Here is a 24,252-nt window from a genome sequence, read left to right on the forward strand (position 1 = left end):
TATAACAAAGTCATGAGCAAACCTACAGAAGCTGAATTAGAGATTTTATCCCTGCTTTGGGAAAAGAAAGAAGCCAGTGTGAGACAGATTCACGAGGAGATTTCCAAAACCAAAGAAACCGGATATACCACCACGCTGAAAATCATGCAGATTATGCATTCGAAAAGGATGGTGACCAGAGACGAAAAAAGTAGAACGCATATCTATAAACCTGCCACAAATCAAGGAGAAACTCAGAAGTCTTTGATTAAAAATCTGATGACAACTGCTTTTGGCGGTTCTGCGAAAAAGCTGGTGATGCAGGCACTTGGCCAAGAGAATCCTTCCAAGGAAGAATTGAATGAAATAAGAGAATTTTTAGACCAACTAGAACAAAAATCCTGATGACAATTATTAACGATTTGATACCAGATGATCTTTTGTATGCCCTGGGATGGACATTGGTTCATTCTATTTGGCAGCTTGTAGTTATCGGGGTAGCACTCTGGATAATGCTGAAGTTATTTGCTAAAAGAAGTCCTTCTTTTAAATATGGAATTGCACTTGGTGCACTTGGACTTTCATTTATAATAGCTGCCGGGACGTTCATCTACCAGCTTATTGGGCAGGCTCCATCCTCCCTTTTTGATAAGGTGGTTTTTGACGCCATGCTCTTAGATCAGGCAGATCAAACATCTACTACATCTATTGAATCTTTTGTTCCTTTTTTAATTCATTGGATAGAGGTTCAGCTCCCGATTTTGGTGAATTTTTGGTTTGTAGGAGCTATATTATTTATGTTCCGCCTTTTCAATAGTCTTTCTGAAATCCGATTGTTAAGAAAGTCTTCAAAATTGAACTTGGACTCCCACCTAAATGAAATGATGTCTAGAGTAGGGAAAAGGCTGTGCATCAATAAAAGCGTGCAATTAAGGATCACTGAATTTGGGCAATCACCCATCACTTTTGGATTTCTTAAACCAATCGTTCTTATACCTGCAGGATTAATATTTCAGCTTTCACCTGCTCAATTGGAAGCCATTATAGCGCACGAATTAGCACATGTAAAGAGAAATGATTACCTAGCTAACCTCGTCCAGTCTAGCTTGGAAGTGGTTTTCTTCTATCATCCTTGTTTTTGGTGGATGAGTCAGACTGTTAAAGAATTGCGTGAAAATGCATCAGATGATCTTGCAGTAACTGCCGGAGTTTCTGCCAAAGAATTGGCTTATGGACTTGCTGAGGTTTTAAACTTTGCGAAGCAAAATCCACCTGAGTTGGCGCTTGCAGCTGGTAAAAAAAGAAATCCAACCCTACAAAGAATCAAAAGAATCATGGGCTACCCAGCTCAGACATATCCTCAGAACCCTATAATTTCTATCCCAATGTTAATCACTTTAATACTTAGCGCTGGCTTGATGGCAAGTGCACAGCAGGATGCTCCTGCAAAAACCGAAAAAATTCAGCCGATCAATCAGACAGAAGTTGCTTCTGTGATTGCTCCAAAGGCAATTAAAATTCTCAATGAATCTTTGGATACCATGCCTGAAAAGGGTGAAAAAATCATTATCACAGATGGCAATCCAGTCTGGGTGAATGATAATAATGAAGTAATCGAGTTGAATGACCGGAAAGAATACCGTATCCAGATCAAAGGGGATACAATCATCCGGGAAGGAGATACGGTGATTATGAAAGGAAACAAGAAAGGAACTTTCGTTTATAAACATAATGGAAAGACCATTTACCTTGAAGATATGCCTGAATTGGAGTTGGCTCCGATGCCCGAATTCCCTGGAGAAGCGATGGCTCCGTTAATGGATTTTGAATTGGGAATGGCTCCGGAGATGGATTTTGAAATGGCTCCAATGCCTGACTTTGAATTTGAAATGGCGCCAATGCCACCAATGGAGTTTGAGATGGCACCAATGCCTCCCATGGAATTTGAAGGAATGGAAGGATTCTGGGACTTTGGGGCTGATTGGAAGGAGATGCATCAAGACACAGTGGGAATGACCAAGGCCGAGAAGGAAAAGTGGAAGAAAGATATGGAGTTAAGAGCTGAAGAAATGGAGAGAAAAGCAGCTGAATGGGAGAAAACCATGAAGCCGAAAATGAAAGAATTCGAAGAGAAAATGAAGGCTTGGGAAAAAGAAAATGAGCCTAGAATGAAGGAGTATGAGCTGAAATTGAAAGAGTGGGAGAAAGCCAATGAGCCTAAGATGAAGGAGTTTGAGAAGAAGATGGAAGAGTGGCAAAAAGCCTACGAGCCAAAGATGAAAGAATTTGAAAAGCAGATGCAGGAATGGCAAAAATCAAATGAGCCCAGATTAAAGGAATTTGAAGCAAAGATGAAGGCATGGGAGAAGGAGATGCAGCCAAAAATGGAAGAATATCAACGAAAGATGGAAATATGGCAAAAAGAGAACGCAGCCAAAATCCAGGAATTTCAAAATAGAATTCAAGAAGAAATTAAGAATAAAAACGATAACAACTAGTTAACCGTTCTAAGTAAGATAAATGCCTGAAAAGGTAATTGTGTGTTGATGCTTCAAAAAAAGCCTGTTTAATGAACAGGTTTTTTTGTTTTAGATTGGTCCTGGCGTTTAAAAAATTCAAACAAGAATTCTATGTTTGATCTTTTATATGTTTATGATGCAAAATTCAAAACGATCCCTTCTCTTTATATTCATTACAATCTTGGTAGATGTAATTGGACTTGGCGTGATTATTCCTGTCGTGCCTAGCCTAATTGAAGAATTAACTGGGGAAGGTTTGAGTAAAGCTTCTCAATATGGAGGTTGGCTTTTGTTTTCATTTGCTGCGATGCAATTCATATTTTCTCCAATTATGGGAGGGCTTTCTGACCGTTATGGAAGGCGCCCTGTTCTGCTACTTTCACTTCTTGGATTAGGGATAGATTATGTGTTTCATGCATTAGCCCCTACACTTTTTTGGCTGTTTGTCGGGAGATTAGTAGCAGGTATTTTTGGAGCTAGTTTTACTACTGCTACTGCTTATATCGCTGATATTAGCACACCGGAAAAGCGATCTCAAAATTTTGGTTTAATCGGAGCAGCATTTGGTCTTGGATTTATTATAGGACCCGTTATTGGAGGAATTGCCGGAGCAGAATTTGGCCCAAGGGCTCCATTTTTGGTAGCTGCCGCACTTTCTTTGTTGAATGTGATGTATGGATATTTCGTCCTTCCTGAATCCCTTGAAAGATCAGAAAGAAGGACTTTTGAATGGAGAAGAGCAAATCCTATTGGATCCTTGATGCACTTAAGAAAATACCCGGTAATATCTGGCCTCGTGGTCTCTTTGGTTTTGATTTATATTGCTGGTCATGCCGTTCAAAGCAATTGGGCATATTATACCATGTTTAAATTCAATTGGGATGAAGCAATGGTGGGCTATTCTCTGGGTGTGGTAGGTTTATTAGTGGCTCTGGTCCAAGGAGGATTGATTCGGATAGCAATCCCAAAACTGGGACAAGCCAATTCGGTATATGTAGGGATAGGATTGAATGCAATAGGACTTTTTTGTTTTGGAGCTGCTTCTGTAAGTTGGATGATGTTTGTTTTTTTAATACCCTATTGTCTGGGAGGAATTTCTGGACCGGCCTTACAGGGTATTATTTCAAGCCAAGTCCCTTCTAATCAGCAGGGTGAATTACAAGGGGCATTGACTAGTTTAGTTAGTTTGACTTCCATCATCGGACCGTTAATGATGAATTCAATATTTGCTTATTTTAGTACAGATCAAGCTCCTTTTTATTTGCCAGGAGCATCTTTTTATCTAGCGGCTTTGCTTATGGTGATCAGCCTCTTTTTCGCATATCGGGTACTTTCAACTCGGTTTTTGAAAGCTGTTTAGTGGAGAATTTCTTTCAACTATATATTTAGAAAAAATCTAAGAGTTGATTTATGAATTTTAGGCTGTCAAAAAAAATGGGAAAATGCACCACTTTTTCGGAGGTTGAATTCGCAAGTAAATGATAAATTGGATTATTCTGAAAAAAAAACCCTCTAAACTGGCTAAAATCAAGACTTTTTGAAATTTATAAAGACCTGTTAATCATTTGAATACCCTTAAAAAAATCCTCGAAATATTTAGATAAATATTGGGTTGGACCAAAGTTTTGGCTACTTTTAAGATAAAGTGGGAAAAAGTGGGGCAAAGTGGTAGAATGTGTATATCATTTTATTACTTTTGTCTTTACCACATTTATTAGATATAACAAAGCGATGTTTAACAGCCATTACGATTGTAAGCTAGATCCGAAAGGTCGTCTGGCGCTGCCGGCAAAAATTAAGGCAGCGATTCCAGAGGCTAATGGGACTACTTTGATGCTTCGAATGGCCGAGGATCATTGCCTTGCTTTATATCCCATGGTTGAGTACAGGAAGTTGGAGAATCAGATAAAATCTCTGAACATCAATAATCCTGAACAACGTGCATTGCAACGTGCCTTTTTCAATACAGTAGTCGATGTGGAGTTGGACAGCGCTGGAAGGCTATTGATACCAAAGACATTTCAAGCTTATTCAGGACTTGAAAAAGAAGTGGTTGTCGCCGGAAACGGGACAAGAATAGAAATATGGAATCCAGAAAATCATGCCAAGAATGTCATCCCTGATCCGGCTGACTTATCGGCATTGATGGAAAAATACCTCTCCTAAATCATGACAGAGTCTGTTTACCATATTCCAGTGATGCTAGCTCAATGCACTGAAGGCTTGGCTATTGATCCTAATGGAATTTATGTCGATGTCACATTTGGAGGAGGCGGACATTCCAGGGAAATATTGAAGCATCTGGACAAAGGGCATCTATATGGATTTGATCAGGATGTGGATGCTGTCGCGAATGTCCCTGCGAGTGAAAACTTTACTTTCGTCCAGGCAAATTTTAGGGATTTGAAGAGATATCTCCGGCTTCATGGGGTGAGAAAGGTAGATGGAATATTGGCAGATCTAGGAATTTCTTCTCACCAGATTGATGAACCAGGTAGGGGGTTTTCCACCCGATTTAGCGGCGAGCTGGATATGAGGATGAATCAATCTTCAGACCTATCTGCCAAAGAAGTTTTGAATACTTATGAAGAGACGAGACTTCATAAGATTTTCGGCATTTATGGGGAAGTTAAAAATGCCAAAACTTTGGCGCAAGCCATTGTAGCAGAGCGGGCTTCCAAACCTTTTGAAACGACGGAAGGCTTTACTGCTTTTCTGAAGAAATATGCTCCTAGGGGCAAAGACTTTAAATATTATGCACAGGTCTTTCAGGCCTTGAGAATCGAAGTAAATGATGAAATGGGTGCTTTGGAAGAAATGTTACTTGATTCCATAGATCTTCTGAAACCCGAAGGTAGGCTGGTAGTAATGAGCTATCATAGTCTTGAGGACCGATTGGTCAAGAACCTGATCCAAAAAGGGAAATTTCAGGGTGAAGTAGAAAAGGATTTTTATGGGAATCTGATAAGGCCTCTTGAACCGGTAAGCCGTGGGATAGTGGTAGCCGATGAAGAGGAAATAGCGAGAAATCCGAGAGCAAGAAGTGCCAAGCTGAGAATTGCTAAAAAGACAGGAAAATGAGTGAAAACACATTTAAGAAGCGGTTAAAAAAAGGGAATACTCCCAAAAGTGGGAATGGGAAAAGGAAAACCATTTTCACCTGGATAGAAGAAAAACTAAATGTGACTGGTTTGCTGGGAGAAGGAGTCCCAGTTCAACTCGTTCCGCCGGTAGGCTTCATGGTTTTTTTAGCACTCATCTATATATGGAGTAATCACCGTGCCGAAAATATGGTGAGGAAAATTGAGAAAGCTCAGCAGGAAGTAGAAGATCTAAGAGCGGATGTAACAACCCTAGAGGCTGAATACATGCTAAGTAGTATGCAATCAGAAGTTGCTAAGCGAGTTGCCTCACAAGATATAGAAGAATTAAATCAGCCACCGATAAAAATAGAAATTGATAAGTGAATATAAAGCGATCCATATTGCTCCGAGTAAGGGTGGTTTTCATCCTCGTTGCGCTGGTTGCGGCAGCAATACCCTATCGTATTGCTCAGTTGCAATTGGATGAAGGAGATAAATGGAGGGAAAAAGCTGAGACTATCAATTTTCAATATAGAGAAGTTGCAGCCACAAGGGGGAATGTTTATGCGGGTGATGGAAGTCTCTTGGCTACTAGTCTTCCATTTTATAGAGTCGCTATCGATCCCACTATAGTTAAGGATGATCGTTTCAAGGGAAAAATTGATTCCCTCTCCGGGAAGCTTTCTGCTTTTTATAAAGATAAATCTGCCAAGGCATATAAAAGGATGATCACAGATGCCCGAAAGGACAATAAGCGATACTTGGTGCTAAACAGAAGGCAGATTGGATACCAAGATATGCAGCAAATGTCAAAGTGGCCGATTTTCAGAGGAGGCAGATTAGGTGGAGGCGTATTATTCGAGAAAGTAGAGAAACGATATAGACCTTTTAATTCTCTGGCAAGTAGAACAGTTGGCTTTTTGAATGAAGATAATTACGGTGCTGGAATAGAGTATTCATTCAATGAATATTTAAAAGGAAAAGACGGAAAAGCCTTGTTTCAAAGATTGGCGGGGGGAAGCTGGAAACCTGTGTTTGATGCTGAGGATGTAAAACCAGAAAATGGTTTTGATGTGATTACTACACTGGATGTTAATATTCAGGATGTTGCTGAAACGGCATTATTGAAACAATTAAAAGATCGGGATGCTGAGTTTGGATCTGTAATCGTCATGGAAGTTAAAACAGGGCAAATCAAAGCCATAGCAAATCTTCAAAAAAATAAGAGTGGTAATGGCTATGGGGAGAATTACAATTTTGCCATAGGGGATCAAGGGAATACCGAGCCCGGGTCTACTTTCAAACTTCTTTCCATGCTGGCTCTTCTCGAGGAGAATAAAATAAGTTTGAATGACAAAGTGGAGACTGGAAACGGTACCCATAAATTCTATGACCGCACTATGAGAGATGCCAAGTATGGAGGCTATGGGACATTAACAGTTCGTGAAGCTTTTGAGAAATCATCGAATGTCGGTATTTCAAAATTGGTAGATGAGCACTTTGGCTCTAGTCCTTCCAAATTTATGGCATATGTGGATCAGGCCGGTTTAAAAGAACCAGTTGGCTTCCAGTTGGTGGGAGAAGGAAAACCATATTTTAAAAAACCAGGAGACAAAAATTGGTATGGAACATCCTTGCCATGGATTTCTATTGGCTATGAAATCAAATTAAACCCGCTACACACACTTGCTTTATATAATGCTGTGGCGAATGGGGGAACCATGGTCAAGCCAATTATTGTAAAAGCAATCGCGAAGGGTAGTACCATTCAAGAGCGGTATGAAACTGAAATTATCCGAAAGCAAATAGCATCTGATAAAACCATTAAGTCACTGCAAGAGCTTTTAGAAGGCGTTGTCGTAAGAGGAACAGCAAGAAATATTGCAAATGCTGATTACAAAATCGCTGGAAAAACAGGCACTGCCCAAAAGCTAATTGACGGGAAATATACCCAAAAGTATTACACGAGTTTCGCAGGATATTTCCCAGCTGACAACCCCAAATATTCCATGATTGTGGTGATAGATAGTCCAAAAGGTTTTGCAGCCTATGGTGGTGATGTCTCAGCGCCGGTTTTCAAAGAAATAGCAGACAGAATTTATGCTTTGGATATAGAGTTGAATCCATCCAATCAGAGTCAGATTTTCCAAGCAGAAAATTCCAATCCAAAGACACCATTAATCAAGGCAGGAAGAGGCGGCGAGCTAAATGAGATTTTTGATGAGTTAGGTGTAAAAACCAGTCCAGCAAATGCAGAGGAATGGGTAAGAACCATCTCGACAGGAGATGATATCCAATGGCAAAACAATGAAATGGATAAACCTTTGGTTCCCGACGTGTCAGGATTACCACTGAAAGACGCCTTATATATTCTAGAAAACAAAGGGCTAAAAGTCAATTATTCAGGAAAGGGAGTTGTTAAAAATCAATCGCTTTCTCCAGGTTCAGAATTAATCAATAACGCCACCATTAACCTTGTTTTAGGCTAAATGAAAGTACTAAAAGACATATTGTATAAAGTATCTCTGATCAGCACTACCGGTGATATGGAATTGCGGATTAAGAATATTGTCTTTGATAGCCGAAAAGTGGTTGATCGATCAGTTTTTGTAGCTATTCCAGGAACACAGGTGGATGGGCACGAATTTATAGAAACTGCTATAGAAAAAGGTGCTAAAGTAATTATATGCGAGAAGTTACCTTCTGAACTAACAGATGGAATCACTTACGTACAGGTAGTGAATTCGGCAAAAGCCATGGGAATCATGGCTGCAAACTTCTTTGATAATCCTTCCGAAAAAATCAAAGTAGTAGCAGTAACAGGTACCAATGGTAAAACCACAACCGTTACATTGCTTCATCAGCTATACATGGCTTTGGGATATAGTACCGGATTGCTCTCTACCGTAGAGAATAAGATAAATGAAGAGGTTATCCCGGCTACGCATACAACTCCTGATTCGGTAAGTGTTCAGGCTTTGCTTCGCAAAATGCTAGATGCTGGTTGCACGCATTGCTTTATGGAAGCAAGTTCACATGCGATAGTGCAGGAGCGAATCGCCGGTTTGAAATTGACAGGAGCTGTTTTTACAAATATTTCTCACGACCATTTAGATTATCACAAAACCTTTGATGAGTATATCAAAGCCAAGAAAAAATTGTTTGATGATCTTCCTAAAGATGCTTTTGCTTTAGTCAATGAGGATGATAAGCGAGGCATGGTTATGCTTCAGAATTGCAAGGCAACACACCAGACATACGGGCTTAAATCCCCGTCCGATTTCAAAGCTAAAGTTATTTCCAACACGCTAGAAGGATTGGAGCTGGACATCAATGGTAAGTTGATATGGTTTTTAATGATTGGATCATTTAATGCTTATAATCTTTTGGCGGTGATGGCAACAGCTGTATTGTTGGGAGAGGAAGAAGAAGAAGTTCTTCGTGAGCTGTCTGCTATCAAAGGGGCGAAAGGAAGGTTTGATCGGATTTCTATCGGAGGAATCACAGCGATAGTAGACTATGCACATACTCCAGATGCATTGGATAATGTCCTAAAAACTATCAATGGTGTCCGAACTGGAGTAGAACAACTGATCACCGTCATTGGATGTGGAGGAAATAGAGATAAAACCAAAAGGCCAATTATGGCAAAAATCGCTGTTCAGGAAAGTAATAAAGCGATTTTAACTTCAGATAATCCTCGTTTTGAAGACCCCTTGGAAATTTTGAAAGACATGCAAGAAGGAATTGGGCCATCAGAAATTAGAAAAGTTTTAACAATTGAAGACAGAAAAGAGGCAATTAAAACGGCATGCATGCTTTCTAATAAAGGGGATATTATCCTGATCGCTGGAAAAGGCCATGAGGATTACCAAGAAATAAAAGGAGTGAAACATCATTTTGATGATGCAGAAGTGGTAATGGAATTATTAACGCAATTTACCCAGAGCTAAGAATGTTATATCCGATTTTTGAATATTTAGATCGAGTCTTAGACATTCCTGGAACAGGAGTATTTCGATATATTTCTTTTCGGGCAGGGATGGCTGCGCTTTTTTCTTTGATCATTACTATCACTTTTGGTAAGAATATCATCAATTGGATTCGGAGAAAGCAAATCGGAGAAACAGTCCGTGATCTTGGACTAGAAGGGCAGTCTCAGAAAAAAGGCACACCAACCATGGGTGGGTTGATGATGATTGCTGCGATTTTAATTCCAACGCTTCTTTTTGCTGATCTTAATAATGTTTACATCATTCTTTTATTGATTACTACAGTTTGGTTGGGCGGGATTGGCTTTTTAGATGATTACATCAAGGTATTCAGAAAAAACAAAGAAGGTCTCGCAGGGAAATTCAAGATCGTTGGACAGATAGGTATTGGAATTATCGTTGGTGCCACGCTTTATTTCAATGAGGAAGTGGTCATTAGGGAATTTCAAAATCCTGTATCTATTGAAGAAGGTGTTGTTGAGACTCCAGCATTTAAAGATGTAAATGTGGCAAAAACGACTATCCCATTTGTCAAAAATAATGAGTTGAATTACGAAACCTTACTTGATTTTATGGGTGAGGCCATGACTCCTGTACTATATATTTTGGTCGTGATTTTCATCATTACAGCGGTATCAAATGGAGCGAATATTACTGATGGAATTGATGGGTTGGCAGCAGGTACATCTGCCATCATAGGTTTGACTATTGCGATTTTTGCATACATCAGTGGTAATGCCATTTTCTCCCAATACCTCAATATCATGTATATCCCAAATTCAGGGGAATTGGTGATTTTCACTTCGGCATTTATTGGGGCTTGTATCGGATTCCTATGGTACAATGCCTATCCGGCCCAAGTCTTTATGGGAGATACCGGAAGTTTGATGCTTGGGGGAGTCATTGCTGTTTTGGCTTTGACACTACGCAAGGAATTACTGATCCCAATCATGTGCGGAGTATTTGTCATAGAAAATGCCAGCGTAATAATTCAGGTCAGTTATTTCAAATACACTAGGAAAAAATACGGGGAGGGCAGGAGAATATTTCTCATGTCACCATTACATCATCACTACCAAAAGAAAAATATACCGGAATCCAAAATCGTGACTCGATTCTGGATTATTGGGATTCTTTTGGCGGTCATCACATTGGCAATATTAAAGTTGAGATAATAAGAAAATGAAGCGAATAGCCATTCTAGGAGCGGGAGAAAGCGGATTGGGAGCAGCATTGCTCGCAAAACGGAATGGCTTTGCTGTTTGGGTTTCAGATTCTGGAAAGATTAGTGAAGCCAGGAAAGATAAGTTGAAAGAGGAAAAGATTCCTTTTGAAGAAGGTATACATACAGAATCAAGAATTCTAGGATCTGATTTGATCATAAAATCTCCTGGTATTCCAAGCACCGCTGACATTGTTGAAAAAGCTTTGAAAGAAGGGATTGCGGTAATTGATGAATTAGAATTTGCCTTCCGATATAGTAAAGGAAAAGTAATAGCTATAACCGGAACCAATGGAAAGACGACCACAACGCTTTTGACTTATCATTTGCTAAAATCAGCAGGAATAGATGTTGGTTTGGCAGGTAATGTAGGGAAAAGTTGGGCTGCTCAATTATTGGAAGGCGATCATGATTGGTGGGTAATAGAATGTAGCAGTTTCCAGATTGATGGTTTTTATTCCTTCAAGCCAACCATAGCAATTCTGACAAATATTACTCCAGACCATTTAGATCGATACGAATATAAAATTCAGAACTACATACAGTCCAAGTTTGGATTGTTTAAAAATATGGGACCTAGAAATCAGGCGATTTTGAATGAAGTTGACCCATTGACTAGACAGGGTTTAACTAAAGTGAAATTCATGCCTGAAACTTATTGGTTTTCAAATGAGAAGCCAGTGGAACAAGGAGCTTTCGTTTCCAATGGTTCATTAGGATTCAGAGCCGATGAGAAGTTAGTTTCGATTCCTTTGGAAGTACTTTCTATTCAAGGAGAGCATAATGTGATGAATGCACTTTGTGCTGGAATGGCCGCGATGCTTGCAGGAGTAAGCGAAGAATCCATGATCAAGGCTTTTAGCACTTTCAAAAATGCCCCTAATAGAATGGAGCTTGTTCGAGAAATTGATGGAGTGAAGTTCGTAAATGACAGTAAAGGAACGAATATAGAAGCAACGGCTTACGCCTTGGGAGCTTATAAAAATCCTTTGGTGTGGATAGCGGGTGGAGTAGACAAGGGCAATGATTATAGCTCAGTTTTAGAATTGGTAGAAGAGAAAGTAAAATGTCTAATCTGCCTAGGAAAAGATAATGAAAAGTTGAAAAAAGCATTTAACCCTTCGGTGAATGATATCCGGGAAACACAGGATATCAAAGAAGCGGTAAGATGGGGGCAACTTATATCAGTACCAGGAGATGTTGTTTTACTATCTCCTGCATGTGCAAGTTTTGACTTGTTTAAGAATTATGAAGATCGCGGCGAACAATTTCGTGCTGCTGTTAATGAACTCAAACCAGAAACCATCGCATGAATCAGTTTAAGGCATGGATAGATGAGCACTTTAAAGGAGATCCTCTTATTTGGGGGATTGTGATCTTGTTGTCTCTTTTCAGTATTCTGGTAGTTTATTCTGCGACAGGATCCTTGGCTTATAAATATGCAGGAGGCAATACGGAGGTGTATTTGTTTAGGCATTCTTTTTTGGTATTAGTATCACTGGTAGTAATGTGGTTTGCACATAAAATTCCTTATAAGAATTATGCTCTTTACGCCAGGTTAGCCATGTTCTTATCGATTCCATTATTAATGTTAACCTATATGTTTGGCTCAAATATTAATGAGGCAAACAGATGGCTAACCATTCCAGTGATTAATCAGGCATTTCAACCTTCAGATTTGGCGAAACTAGCCTTAATAGCAGCATTGGCTGCCATGTTAGCCAGGAAACAAAATAATATCAAAGACTTTAAAAACACTTTTGTCCCTATCATTATCTCCATTGGAGTGATTTGCTTATTGATTGCAATGGCAAATATGTCAACGGCAATATTACTCCTTCTGACTTGCTTGCTGATCATGTTTATAGGACGGGTTCCGGTAAAGTATCTAGCTATGGTTGTCATGGTTGGGGTTCTGGGATTAACTGCGGCAGTTTTCTTGGGCCAAAGAGGAGATACTTTCTTTTCCAGAATCGAAGCATTTATGGATGAGGAAGAAGTGCCTTTTCAGGCAGAACAATCTTACATCGCAATAGCAACGGGTGGCGTCACAGGGAAGGGCCCTGGAAATAGCGAGCAGAGAAATTCCTTGCCTCACCCTTATTCAGATTTCATTTATGCCATTATTATTGAAGAATATGGCTTAGTAGGTGGTGTTTCAGTACTCTTTCTCTATCTGGCATTGCTCTATAGAGGCATGAGAATCGTCGCAAATTCCAATAAAGCCTTTGGAGGACTGTTGTCCGCAGGACTCAGTTTTGCTCTCGTAATTCAAGCCTTAGTAAATATGGCAGTTGCTGTTGGTCTTGGACCAATTACCGGCTTGCCACTTCCGCTTTTAAGTATGGGAGGGACCTCTTTAGTATTTACTGGAATTTCATTAGGAATTATTCTATCTGTAAGTAGAGGAGATCATCAAGATGAAGAGATGGGCAGTATGAATTCTGTAAATAAATCAAGACTTAGAACAGCTTAACTATCGAAAAGAATAGAACATATCGCATCATGATTAGTGGAGGGGGAACCGGAGGGCATATCTATCCGGCCATTGCCATTGCTAATGCCTGGAAAGATGAATTTCCAGACAGCGAGATTCTTTTTGTAGGAGCTCTAGGGAAAATGGAAATGCAAAAAGTTCCTGAGGCAGGATATAGAATTGAAGGGTTGCCAGTTGCAGGGCTGCAAAGAAGTTTGACAGCAGAAAACTTGAAATTCCCTTTCAAGCTATTGAAGAGCCTAATGATAGCAAAAAAAATGGTGAAGGAGTTTCGACCAGATGTAGTTGTGGGAGTGGGAGGATATGCCAGCGGTCCAATTCTATATGCTGCTCAGAGCAAAGGGATTCCAACGCTGGTTCAGGAGCAGAATTCATATGCTGGATTAACCAATAAAATATTGGCAAAAAAAGCAAACAAGATATGTGTTGCCTACCCAAATATGGAGCGGTTTTTTCCAGTAGATAAGATTGCCTATACGGGTAATCCTGTTCGAAAAGATATTCTTGAGTTAGAAGGTAAGAGAGAAAAAGCGTTCCATCATTTTGGTCTTAAAGAGGGGAAGAAAACAGTGTTGGTTCTAGGGGGCTCTTTGGGAGCAAGAACATTGAATCAGGCTGTTTTGAAGGATATGAAAAAACTCGATAAATCAGGATATCAAGTACTATGGCAGTCAGGTAAATACTATTTCAAAGAAATGCTTGAGAAAACTGATGCTGCTGGTTTAGAGAATATTCATTTACGGGAATTTATTCGAGAAATGGATTTGGCTTATGCTGCAGCTGATGTCATCGTTTCCAGAGCAGGAGCTTTATCGGTTTCTGAACTTTCAATAGTTGGGAAGCCCGTGATTTTCATCCCTTCACCAAACGTAGCTGAGGATCATCAAACCAAAAATGCCATGGCATATGTGAGTCACAATGCCGCATGGATTTTAAAAGATAGTGATGCTGTAGGAAAATTGAAATTGAAGTTGGATGAACTGATAGCCGATCCCTCCAAAGCATTGTCCTTGGGATCAAATATGAAAAGTTTGGCAAAACCGAATGCGGCAGTAGCCATTAGAAAAGAAATTGAACAATTGGTAGCATGAGCTTCGAAGGTATACATAACGTTTATTTCCTTGGAATCGGCGGCATAGGCATGAGTGCCTTGGCCCGGTGGTTTCATCATGAGGGATATGCTGTATCCGGATATGATCGTACACCTTCACCATTGACAGAGGAATTAATCGCCGAAGGAATGCCGGTGACTTTTGAAGATTCTTTAGAAACGATACCTAAGAAAGTGAAAAAGTCATCGGGTTCTACTTTAATCGTGTGGACTCCCGCCATGCCAAAAGACAGTGTTCAATTGGCGTATTTCCGTGAACATGGTTTTGAATTAAAGAAAAGGTCTGAAGTATTGGGAATCGTGACTGCCAATTTCCATACTATCGCAGTGGCTGGAACTCATGGAAAGACAACTACCTCTTCTTTGATTGCTCATCTATTGAAAGTTGCATGCAAACCAGTAGCTGCATTTCTTGGAGGGATCACTCAGAATTACCAGAGCAATTTGATTCTTGGAGATAAGAAGGCCAAGGAACAGACTTTGGTAGTCGTTGAAGCAGATGAATTTGATAGATCTTTCTTAAGACTGCATCCAAATGAAGCAGTAGTAACAAGCACGGATGCTGATCACTTGGATATCTACGGAGATGAGAACACCATTCTAGATGGCTTTGGAGAATTTGTCAAACTTATCGACAAAAAGGGAAAGCTATTTATTCAATACAATGCGGCAGACCGATTAGGCAAAGAGAGAATGCCTAAAGTAACCACTAGATTATATGGATTGAGATCGGAGGGAATTCGAGCCAATAATATTCAGGCAAGACCGGGTTCCTTTGTTTTTGACTATCTGGATAACCAAAAAATAATACCTCATTTAGAATTATTCATACCAGGGTTTCATAATGTGGAAAATGCATTGGCCGCCATTGCTATTGCGATAGAACATGGCGTTTCTGATGAGCAAATCAGAAAGGGATTAGCGTCATTCCGGGGGGTAAAAAGAAGGTTTGAAATTCATGTAAATCATGAGAAGCTAGTTTACATTGATGATTACGCTCACCATCCTGAGGAAATCCGAGCTTTCTTGAGTTCGGTCATTGCGATGTACCCTATGAGCAAATTGACGGTGGTATTTCAGCCTCATCTCTATTCAAGAACCCGAGATTTTGCAGAAGGATTTTCAGAAAGTCTGTCTTTAGCTGACGAAGTGATTTTACTGGATATCTATCCGGCAAGGGAATTACCTATAGAAGGAGTGAGTTCGAAAATGCTTTTAGAGAAGATTCAATCAAAGAAAAAGTCTTTGGTTAGGAAGGAAGATTTGATGGACCACTTGGAAAAATCAAACCCTGAAGTACTTGTGACTTTGGGAGCTGGAGATATAGATCGTTTGGTTCCAGGGATCGCTGCCTGGATGAATTCCAGACAAAAATTGAATGCCGTATGAAAAAGATAAGAATCAAAAAGACGCTTGTTTTTCTGGTACTATGTATCGTACTGATCGGCTTTATCGGGTTTGTCGAAAAGCAAACGCTCTACAAAACCTATCAAGGTGCTGAAATTGATATCAATGGTGTTAGCGGAGTTTATTTTGTGGAAGAAAAGGAGGTTCAAGAGATTTTGAAAGCAGCATTCCCTGAGTTGAAAGCAGGATTAATGCTTGAAGAAGTGAGGTTGAAAGAAGTAGAGCAGCGGTTAAATGGGCATCCTTTTATCAAGTCGGTTGAAGCCTCTTTGGGCCAAAAGGGAATCTTGCATATAAAGATTGAACAACATCAGCCCATTGCCAGAATAGCTCGCTCTTATGCTGCTGATGGATATATCACAGTGGAAGGAAAAGTAATTCCTACCTCTCCTTCCTATACAAGCCGAGTTCTGATTTTGCAAGGTAAAGAAGCTGAACTCATCATGGAAAAGGGAGATGTAAATGAGCAGATGCCAGAGTTGATGGATTTAATCAATTTCATTGTCAATGATGACTTCTGGTCTGCCCAGATACCTGAATTGGAGATTAACTCGAAAACAGATATCCAGATGATGCAGCAGGTAGGTAAGCAGGTAATTGACTTTGGAGGGGCTCAGGATATTGCTGAGAAGTTTAAAAAAATTGAGGTCTTCTATAAGGAGATTTTACCGCGAAAGGGCTGGAATGCTTATGAGCGGGTAAGTGTAAAGTTTAAAGATCAAATTGTTTGTGAATAATAGCTTGGGAATGGAAAATGACAGACTAATCGTCGGACTGGATATTGGTACAACCAAAATCTGTGCGATCATCGGCCGAAAAAATGAGTTTGGCAAACTCGAGGTGCTCGGAATGGGAAAAGCCGTATCAGACGGCGTAAACCGTGGCGTGGTGACGAATATTGACAAGACCGTACATGCTATCCAAAAGGCTGTGGAAGATGCTTCCGAAATGGCTGACGTGGATATTGTTGAGGTAATTGTAGGTATTGCCGGTCAACACATCCAAAGTAAAATTGTGCATGGGAGTATCATGCGAACCCCAACTGAAGATGAAATCACAGTAGAAGATGTAAGACGACTTTCCAGTGATATGGAGAATATCGTTGTGCCTCCAGGGAATAGTATTATCCATGTGATGCCTCAGGATTACACTGTAGACTATGAAGGTGGGATCAAAGATCCTGTAGGAATGTCTGGTACTCGTCTTGAGGCCGACTTTCACATTATTACAGCACAAACCGCAGCAATCAATAATATCAACCGATGCGTTCGAAGAGCTAACCTCACTTCCAAGCAGTTAATTCTCGAACCATTGGCAAGTTCACTTTCTGTACTTAGCGATGAAGAAAAAGAGGCCGGTGTTTGTCTTGTAGATATAGGAGGAGGAACCACTGACATCGCCATATTCTATGAGAATATTATTAGACATACAGCGGTAATTCCTTTGGGAGGTAACATCATCACAACGGATATTAAGGAAGGTTGCATGGTGATGCAAAATCAAGCCGAATTGTTAAAAACCAGATTTGGAAAAGCAATTGCCAACGAAGCGAATCCAAATGAGATTGTCTCGATTCCTGGATTGAGAAATAGACCTCCAAAAGAGATTTCAATTCGAAACCTTGCCTCCATCATCGAAGCCAGAATGGAGGAGATCATTGAGATAGTCCAAAATGAGATAATGCAATCGGGTCACTATAAGAAGCTTGCCGGCGGTATTGTCCTGACAGGTGGAGGGTCTCAATTGCAGTGTATCAGCCAACTCTTTGAATATATGACTGGCCTCGATACTCGGATTGGCTATCCAAACGAACATTTGGGTAAGTCAGTGGTCGAAGAGGTAAAATCTCCGATGTATGCTACTTCAGTCGGTTTGGTTTTAGCTGGCTTTAAATCACTTGATGAAAGGGAAGAAGGATACAAGAAAAGGTTGGCTAATTCAGCCCCAATAGTTAAACCGGGCAATAAAGAATTTTTGACCAAAGATATTTTCAGAAGCATAGGAGCAAAACTGAAAGGAATAATTACCGATGATATCGGTGACGATATTACCTACTAGGGCTTATGATTGAGCGGAGATAAATGGCTTTGCCATTTATTTCCCTGGATTACCTTTTAGAAAAACAAAGAAACTAATTCACCAAAACAATAAATATGTCAGATAACATGAAAGATTACAGATTTGATCTTCCAAAAAATCAGAAGTCGATTATCAAAGTAATTGGCGTAGGTGGGGGCGGTTCTAATGCCGTAAACCATATGTTCAGCCAAGGAATTAAAGATGTGGAGTTTGTGGTAGTCAATACCGATGCGCAAGCTTTGAAATCTAGTCCAGTTCCTTTGAGACTTCAATTGGGAGCAAACCTCACAGAAGGTTTAGGTGCAGGAGCAAATCCTGAGCAAGGGAAAAATGCTGCGATAGAATCTCAGGACGAGATTCGTGAACTCTTGGCAGATAATACCAAAATGGTATTTATAACTGCCGGAATGGGTGGCGGAACCGGTACAGGTGCTGCACCAGTGATTGCTAAAATCGCAAAAGAACTAAACATCTTAACGGTAGGAATCGTAACCGCGCCGTTCATGTTTGAGGGTCGAAAGAAAATGAATGTTGCACAGCAAGGTATTGAAGCTCTTCGTGAGAATTGTGATACCGTGTTGGTGATTTTGAACGATAAGCTAAGAGAGATTTATGGTAATCTTGCGATCAGAACTGCTTTTGGTAAAGCAGATGATATTTTGACTACTGCTGCAAAATCCATCGCTGAAATCATCACAATTCATCAGGATGTAAACGTCGATTTCGAAGATGTGAAAACTGTTATGAAAGATGCAGGTGCGGCGGTAATGGGATCTTCTACCGAAGAAGGAGAAGGAAGAGCCATCCGTGCTGCTGGTTCTGCTATTTCCTCCCCATTGCTCAACAATGTGGATATCAAGGGAGCAGAGAAAATTTTACTTTCTATCATGTCGGGAGAAGACGAGGAACTTTCAATGGATGAGTTGAGTGAAATCACTGAATATATCCAAGAGAAAGCTGGTGATAATGCTGAAGTTATTTTCGGTCAAGGTATAGATCCAGAATTGGGTAAGGCTATTCGGGTGACAGTAATTGCGACCGGATTTGAAATGGATAGATTGGAAGGTGTAAAGAGAGCAGCAATGAAAACTCCCCTCCCAACTCCCGTTATTGCTCCAAGTGTAACCGAAAAAGCTCCGGAGCCTGAAGCAGTTAAAACGGTGATAAATTTAGATTCTGGAAAGAGTGAAAAAGTTAAAGAAGATGCTGTAGGTAACAATTCTACTTTTGTTTTTTCTTTCCCAAAAGCAGCTCCTTCCGCAGATAAGAGCAAAGAGGAAAAAACTGAATCTAAAGAAGAGACTAAGGAGGTTGAGCCAGAATTTAATTTTGAGGTCAAGCAGAAGCAGGAGGAGAAATCAGAATTTGAATTTGTAAAGCCTGAGGAAGAAAAGATTGTCCATGATCTTTACGAAGAAGAAGAAAAATCAGATTCTCAACCAAAGAAGGAAGAGTCTGAACCTGCTGCTCCTTTATATGCAAATGACTATTATGAGCAAATGAAGCAGAAAGCTATTCAGAGAGCCCACGAACGGTTTGAGAAGCTTAGAGGAAATCGTACTCTCAATCCTACTCCGGAAGAATTGAAAGAGAAAATGGAAGTACCTGCATATCAACGTAAGAATGTAAAATTGAATGAACCTCAACATAGTTCAGAGGAGAATATCAGTAAATTCAATTTGAATGACGAAAATGAGATTCTAGGCAATAATAGATTCTTACATGATAATGTTGATTAGATCTTAAAACTCTAACAACATTTCTGCCTGGGTTTGCAATAAGTCCAAGTAAAGCCTGTTGGTGAGCAGGTTATCTGACATATTTTGCTCTATTTTAGCAAGCTTAGGCTTGAGAGCGAGGACATGCATACCCAAATAATGGAATATATCGGTGAGGTGGCTCAAAGCGATGCCACCTCCCCCGATTCCAGAAGAAATACCTACGATAGCACTTTTTTTGTTCCGAAAAGTATTTGGATAAGTCATCCCATCTATAAAAGCTTTCAGAATACCAGGAAAAGACCCATTGTATTCAGGTACTATAAAGACAAACTTTTCCCCAGACTTCACCTTATCATGAAATAGGTTATAGTCTTCATTTTTACCATTGTTTTCATAGAGAGCTGTTCCGATAAAATCAATTGGTAAGTTTTCCAATTCTAAAATTTCAGATTCAGCACCCTTTTCTTTAAGAATAGATTGGTAAAGTTCAGCGATGACTTTAGAAACTGAATTTTTTCGGTTTGTTCCAACAATAATTTTGATCATTCGAGATTATTTTGTCAACTAATACAAGGTGTTGAAGGTAATAGTTCGAAAAAAGGTCAATTTTAATATCTTTACTTCACCTGATTTTTATTTCTATGAACTACACAGATCAAATCAAAGAAGCTTCTCAATTTATAAGCAACCTGTATTCGGGAGAAGTCAATATCGGAATTATTCTTGGAACTGGACTCGGCAAGCTGATTGATAAAATCCAAGTTGATATTGAAATTGACTACAGCGAAATCCCTCATTTCCCATTATCTACAGTAGAAAGCCATTCAGGTAAATTGATTTTTGGAAGCATAGGAGGTAAAAAAGTGGTGGCGATGAAAGGGCGATTTCACTATTATGAAGGGTATTCCATGAAAGAAGTCACCTTTCCGGTACGAGTGATGAAATTAATGGGTGTAAAACACCTTTTGGTTTCGAATGCATGTGGGGGTTTAAATCCTTCCCAACATATTGGTGAAGTAATGATTATCAAAGATCACATAGATCTGTTTCCTGAAAGTCCGCTGCGTGGGAAAAATCTAGATGAGTTTGGAGTTAGATTTCCTGATATGAGTAATGCTTATTCTGAAAGACTGATTCTTTTAGCAGAGGAAATTGCCATTGAAAATAAATTTATGTTTCACACAGGAGTTTATGCCGGTGTTCAAGGTCCCAATTTGGAAACCCCTTCAGAATATAAATATCTGAGAATTATCGGAGCAGATGCTGTGGGTATGAGTACCATTCCAGAAGTCATTGTAGCTAGACAGATGGGTATTGAAGTTTTTGGCATTTCTGCAATTACTGATTTGGGAGTTGAGGGGAAAATAAAAAAAATCACTATTGCTGATGTTCTAGCGGCGGCAGCTTTGGCGGAACCCATCATGGCAAAAGTAATGTCGGAGCTTGTTAAGAGAATGTGAAGAATTTGCCTGTTTTAGTTCATTGGGAAGCACTAAGAATTTTTTTAGTTTAACTTTAAAATTACAGATTTCGTTTTTTTGAAATTAACTAACCATTATGAAGTGTGCTTTTAAGCTTTGTTTATTACTCCTTTTCTTGGGAGTAATTCCTTTCTATGGTCAAAGTGATTCTCTTAGCTATTTTTTTGGAAAAAACACCGGGAATAATGCATCTAGCTATATTCTCACGGGCAAAATTATCGATGATTCAAGTAGAGAACCCATTGAGGGAGTTGGGTTTCACATAGATGGTACTTATTCCGGGATAAGTTCTGATCGTTTTGGCACCTATCTGGTAAATCTAGAACAAGAGTTCACAGGGTCACATTTAGAAGCTTATCGAAGATCCCGCTTTTTACACAAATTACCATTTATGAAAATGCGGTTTTAAATCTCCAAATGGAGGAAAAAAGCTTTGAACTTTATGGAGTAGTTGTTCTTTCTGATTCACCGGACAGAAATGTAAGAGACCCAATAACCGGCGTCACAAAACTAACCTCTCGGGAATTAAAGTCTATCCCCGCCTTTCTTGGGGAAGCAGATATTTTTAAGGGACTTCAAATGCTTCTGGGGGTAAGTTCTGTTGGGGAAGGGACTTCTGGTATAAACGTGAGAGGAGCGAAGACAGATCAAAATTTATTGTTGATGGATGAGGCTATGGTATTGATTTCTAACCATGCCCTTGGGTTTTTATCAGCTTTCAACACAGATGTCACAGAGACTTTTACTTTATATAAAGGCAATCTTCATGCAAATTTTGGAGGTAGAGCAGGTTCTGCCTTAAATATTCAAATGAGAGTAGGGAAATATTATACAATAAATGATTTGCCGAGGCCGGTTTCGGGAGCGATTGTTAAACTAATTATCAATTATCCAGAATCGAGTTCCAATGTGCTTTATACAGAAACAAAAGCTGGACAATATGAGATGAGCACTGGCTTGGATTTGGAAAGAGCAACCTAAATTTATCTTCAAATTGAGGTGGAAGGAAGGAGTTATCAGACCATACCGCAAAAGATGCCTACAACCGTAGGTTCTGATGAATTATCATATTTATTCACAAGAGGGATTATCGAGGATCAACCAGAGATTTCTTTTATTACAATTGAGACGGTCGCAACTTTGCCAGAGGAAACTGGAGGTTATTATTTGCGATGGGATGTTGATGAGGCTTATTATTGGAATTTGACATTTTTTCCAAATCCATTTAATAGAGCACCACCAGACTGTTATGTTTTTGGTTATCCTGATCCAGCTCGAATTACTTTGGTAGATGGGGATTTATTCAATAATCCCGGAGGAAAAAGTACACAAATTGTGGCCCAAAGAAAAATTGATGAATCGTTCTTAAGTCGTCATTATTTTAATGTGAGGCAGGTGAGTAATGATAAAGATGCTTTTGAATATTGGCGAAGGATAAAGGAATTAGTAAATAATACGGGTTCCGTTTTTGATACACCTCCAGCTCCTGTTTATGGAAATGTTTACAATGTAAATGATAGTGAGGACGTAGTATTGGGGTATTTTGAAGTTGCCAAAGTAAACCTTACGAGAATCTATACCACCAGAGCGGATGTGCCTTTTTTCAATCAAGAGGTTTGTACTTATTCTCCGGAGAGATCTTTGGATGATTACCCAAAAACCTGTCTGGGATGTAGTGAGTTTAAAAACTGTAGCAATGATACTCCGCTATGGTGGTTTGACCAATAAAAAGGCCTCGATTCAGTTTCGGATCGAGGCCTTTTTTTGATGGGTTTAATTATTATTTCATTCCCATATAATCTACTACAAAGTAGCTCAAAGTACGAACGCCAAGCTTAAATCCGCTTTCTTCAATATAGAAGTCAGGCGTGTGGTGAGAGGGAGTTGTCAATGGATCCCCTCCTTTTTTCATTCCACCAAGGAAAATAAAGAATCCAGGCTTTTCTCTCTGAAAAAAGCTAAAGTCCTCAGCACCTGTTACAGGAGGCATTGCGATAACATTCCCTTCACCGGCTGAAGCAATCATTGAAGGAGTCATTTGTCTAGTGAGTTCAGGAGGATTGACTGTGGATGGATATAGTTTTCCAATTCTGACATCAGCAACAGCGCCCGCACTTTCTGCAATATTGGTGGCAATCTCAGTTATTCTTTTGTGAACTAGTGCCTGCTGTTCATCACCAAATGTTCGGACAGTACCGATCATTTCGACACTTTCAGGGATAATATTATGGCGAATTCCTCCATGAATTGCGCCAATCGTAACTACAGCCGGGTTTTCCGTGATATTTACATTTCTTGATAGAATAGTCTGAAGACCAGTGATAATTTGTGCTGAGGTGACAATTGGGTCGACACTTGACCAAGGGGCAGCACCGTGAGCTTGAGTTCCTTTAACTGAAATTTCTAAATTGTCGACTGCGGCCAAAAAAGGCCCTGAACGGTAGCCAATTTTTCCTGCCTCGATTTGTGCCCAAATATGAAGTCCGAAAATGGCATCTACATCATCCATGACTCCTTCTTTCACCATAAGCTCCGCACCAGCAATATCCACATCGTAGACTCCTTCTTCTGCAGGTTGGAAGATGAATTTAACCGAACCTTCTAAATCGTCTTTCATCCCTGCCAGTACTTCTGCCACCCCCATCAAAATTGCTACATGAGAATCATGACCGCAGGCATGCATTACTCCAGTCTCCTGACCGTTATAGGTAGCGGTATTGACAGATTTAAATGGAAGATCGTTTCTTTCTGTTACTGGCAAAGCGTCCATATCGGCTCGAAGGCCCACCATTGGACCTGGCTTGCCACCTCTTAGAATCCCTACAACTCCTGTAACAGCAACTTCCTCTGTCACTTCCATTCCCAATGAACGTAAATGTGCCGCTATTTTTTCTGCTGTTCTAAATTCCTGATTACCCAGTTCAGGATATTTGTGAAAATCCCTTCGCCATTCGATAACTTTAGATTCCACCTGATCGGAGGATTGATCAATTTTTGATCGGAGATTGGATTGTCCGAAGCTTGCTATTGAAAGTAACAAGAACGGTAAGAGGAGCTTTTTCAATTTGTTTGGTTTAAGTGTGAGATCAATGTTATTGAGAATTTAGTTCTTTTTAACTTTTTCCAAAAAGAAGATGAATTTTCTAAGGTAAATAAATCTA

At 39.8% G+C, this 24,252-nt stretch carries 22 protein-coding genes; 20 read left to right on the top strand and 2 right to left on the bottom strand.

Annotated elements, in window-relative coordinates; translation table 11 throughout:
* Positions 1 to 12 precede the first annotated feature (12 nt).
* The 16 genes from AAGF08_RS14490 (at position 13) to ftsZ (ending at position 19,628) form a co-directional block, all read left to right on the top strand.
* Positions 13 to 384: a BlaI/MecI/CopY family transcriptional regulator gene (locus AAGF08_RS14490; RefSeq protein ID WP_343511968.1), complete on the top strand. Its 372-nt coding sequence runs from the start codon at positions 13 to 15 to the stop codon at positions 382 to 384.
* Positions 384 to 2,477 (top strand): M56 family metallopeptidase, encoded by a 2,094-nt coding sequence (locus AAGF08_RS14495; RefSeq protein ID WP_343511969.1) that lies wholly within the window; start codon positions 384 to 386, stop codon positions 2,475 to 2,477. Before AAGF08_RS14490 ends, AAGF08_RS14495 begins: the two co-directional genes overlap by 1 nt.
* A 154-nt stretch (positions 2,478 to 2,631) precedes the next feature.
* On the top strand, positions 2,632 to 3,858 hold the full coding sequence (locus AAGF08_RS14500) for a TCR/Tet family MFS transporter (RefSeq protein WP_343511970.1): 1,227 nt from the start codon (positions 2,632 to 2,634) through the stop codon (positions 3,856 to 3,858).
* A 371-nt stretch (positions 3,859 to 4,229) separates the two neighbouring features.
* Positions 4,230 to 4,664, top strand: coding sequence for a division/cell wall cluster transcriptional repressor MraZ (gene mraZ / locus AAGF08_RS14505; RefSeq protein ID WP_343511971.1), 435 nt, complete (start codon positions 4,230 to 4,232; stop codon positions 4,662 to 4,664).
* Between the two features lie 3 nt (positions 4,665 to 4,667).
* Positions 4,668 to 5,579 (top strand): 16S rRNA (cytosine(1402)-N(4))-methyltransferase RsmH, encoded by a 912-nt coding sequence (rsmH, locus tag AAGF08_RS14510; RefSeq protein WP_343511972.1) that lies wholly within the window; start codon positions 4,668 to 4,670, stop codon positions 5,577 to 5,579.
* Positions 5,576 to 5,965: an FtsL-like putative cell division protein gene (locus AAGF08_RS14515; RefSeq protein WP_343511973.1), complete on the top strand. Its 390-nt coding sequence runs from the start codon at positions 5,576 to 5,578 to the stop codon at positions 5,963 to 5,965. Before rsmH ends, AAGF08_RS14515 begins: the two co-directional genes overlap by 4 nt.
* A complete protein-coding gene (locus tag AAGF08_RS14520) occupies positions 5,962 to 8,070 on the top strand; it encodes a penicillin-binding protein (RefSeq protein WP_343511975.1) in 2,109 nt (702 codons plus the stop codon). Before AAGF08_RS14515 ends, AAGF08_RS14520 begins: the two co-directional genes overlap by 4 nt.
* Positions 8,071 to 9,534: a UDP-N-acetylmuramoyl-L-alanyl-D-glutamate--2,6-diaminopimelate ligase gene (locus AAGF08_RS14525; RefSeq protein WP_343511977.1), complete on the top strand. Its 1,464-nt coding sequence runs from the start codon at positions 8,071 to 8,073 to the stop codon at positions 9,532 to 9,534.
* Between the two features lie 2 nt (positions 9,535 to 9,536).
* Positions 9,537 to 10,748: a phospho-N-acetylmuramoyl-pentapeptide-transferase gene (gene mraY / locus AAGF08_RS14530; protein ID WP_343511978.1), complete on the top strand. Its 1,212-nt coding sequence runs from the start codon at positions 9,537 to 9,539 to the stop codon at positions 10,746 to 10,748.
* A gap of 7 nt (positions 10,749 to 10,755) precedes the next feature.
* Positions 10,756 to 12,108: a UDP-N-acetylmuramoyl-L-alanine--D-glutamate ligase gene (gene murD, locus AAGF08_RS14535; protein WP_343511979.1), complete on the top strand. Its 1,353-nt coding sequence runs from the start codon at positions 10,756 to 10,758 to the stop codon at positions 12,106 to 12,108.
* Positions 12,105 to 13,271 (top strand): FtsW/RodA/SpoVE family cell cycle protein, encoded by a 1,167-nt coding sequence (locus AAGF08_RS14540; RefSeq protein WP_343511980.1) that lies wholly within the window; start codon positions 12,105 to 12,107, stop codon positions 13,269 to 13,271. The genes murD and AAGF08_RS14540 overlap by 4 nt, the downstream gene beginning before the upstream one ends.
* Before the next feature lie 2 nt (positions 13,272 to 13,273).
* Positions 13,274 to 14,383, top strand: coding sequence for an undecaprenyldiphospho-muramoylpentapeptide beta-N-acetylglucosaminyltransferase (gene murG, locus AAGF08_RS14545; RefSeq protein WP_343512022.1), 1,110 nt, complete (start codon positions 13,274 to 13,276; stop codon positions 14,381 to 14,383).
* Positions 14,380 to 15,792: a UDP-N-acetylmuramate--L-alanine ligase gene (gene murC, locus AAGF08_RS14550; protein WP_343511982.1), complete on the top strand. Its 1,413-nt coding sequence runs from the start codon at positions 14,380 to 14,382 to the stop codon at positions 15,790 to 15,792. The genes murG and murC overlap by 4 nt, the downstream gene beginning before the upstream one ends.
* A complete protein-coding gene (locus tag AAGF08_RS14555) occupies positions 15,789 to 16,547 on the top strand; it encodes a cell division protein (protein WP_343511983.1) in 759 nt (252 codons plus the stop codon). The genes murC and AAGF08_RS14555 overlap by 4 nt, the downstream gene beginning before the upstream one ends.
* A 10-nt stretch (positions 16,548 to 16,557) precedes the next feature.
* A complete protein-coding gene (ftsA, locus tag AAGF08_RS14560; protein ID WP_343512023.1) occupies positions 16,558 to 17,868 on the top strand; it encodes a cell division protein FtsA in 1,311 nt (436 codons plus the stop codon).
* A gap of 95 nt (positions 17,869 to 17,963) precedes the next feature.
* A complete protein-coding gene (ftsZ, locus tag AAGF08_RS14565; RefSeq protein WP_343511984.1) occupies positions 17,964 to 19,628 on the top strand; it encodes a cell division protein FtsZ in 1,665 nt (554 codons plus the stop codon).
* A gap of 3 nt (positions 19,629 to 19,631) precedes the next feature.
* Here ftsZ and AAGF08_RS14570 read toward each other — a convergent pair whose 3' ends face one another.
* Positions 19,632 to 20,156: an NAD(P)H-dependent oxidoreductase gene (locus AAGF08_RS14570; RefSeq protein ID WP_343511985.1), complete on the bottom strand. Its 525-nt coding sequence runs from the start codon at positions 20,154 to 20,156 to the stop codon at positions 19,632 to 19,634.
* Positions 20,157 to 20,251: 95 nt separating this feature from the next.
* On the opposite strand from AAGF08_RS14570, the gene AAGF08_RS14575 reads away from it, so the two are divergent.
* The 4 genes from AAGF08_RS14575 to AAGF08_RS14590 all read left to right on the top strand — a co-directional run bounded on the left by AAGF08_RS14575 (position 20,252) and on the right by AAGF08_RS14590 (position 22,819).
* A complete protein-coding gene (locus AAGF08_RS14575) occupies positions 20,252 to 21,070 on the top strand; it encodes a purine-nucleoside phosphorylase (RefSeq protein ID WP_343511986.1) in 819 nt (272 codons plus the stop codon).
* A gap of 97 nt (positions 21,071 to 21,167) precedes the next feature.
* On the top strand, positions 21,168 to 21,500 hold the full coding sequence (locus AAGF08_RS14580) for a hypothetical protein (RefSeq protein WP_343511988.1): 333 nt from the start codon (positions 21,168 to 21,170) through the stop codon (positions 21,498 to 21,500).
* Positions 21,501 to 21,508: 8 nt separating this feature from the next.
* A complete protein-coding gene (locus AAGF08_RS14585) occupies positions 21,509 to 22,072 on the top strand; it encodes a Plug domain-containing protein (protein ID WP_343511989.1) in 564 nt (187 codons plus the stop codon).
* Positions 22,073 to 22,084: 12 nt separating this feature from the next.
* The gene (locus AAGF08_RS14590) at positions 22,085 to 22,819 is read left to right on the top strand and encodes a DUF4249 family protein (RefSeq protein ID WP_343512024.1); all 735 of its coding nucleotides are present in this window, start codon (positions 22,085 to 22,087) and stop codon (positions 22,817 to 22,819) included.
* A 52-nt stretch (positions 22,820 to 22,871) separates the two neighbouring features.
* Here AAGF08_RS14590 and AAGF08_RS14595 read toward each other — a convergent pair whose 3' ends face one another.
* A complete protein-coding gene (locus AAGF08_RS14595; RefSeq protein WP_343511990.1) occupies positions 22,872 to 24,155 on the bottom strand; it encodes an amidohydrolase in 1,284 nt (427 codons plus the stop codon).
* Positions 24,156 to 24,252: the final 97 nt, after the last annotated feature.

It is taken from the genome of Algoriphagus sp. SE2 (genome assembly GCF_039563885.1).
GTDB lineage: Bacteria > Bacteroidota > Bacteroidia > Cytophagales > Cyclobacteriaceae > Algoriphagus.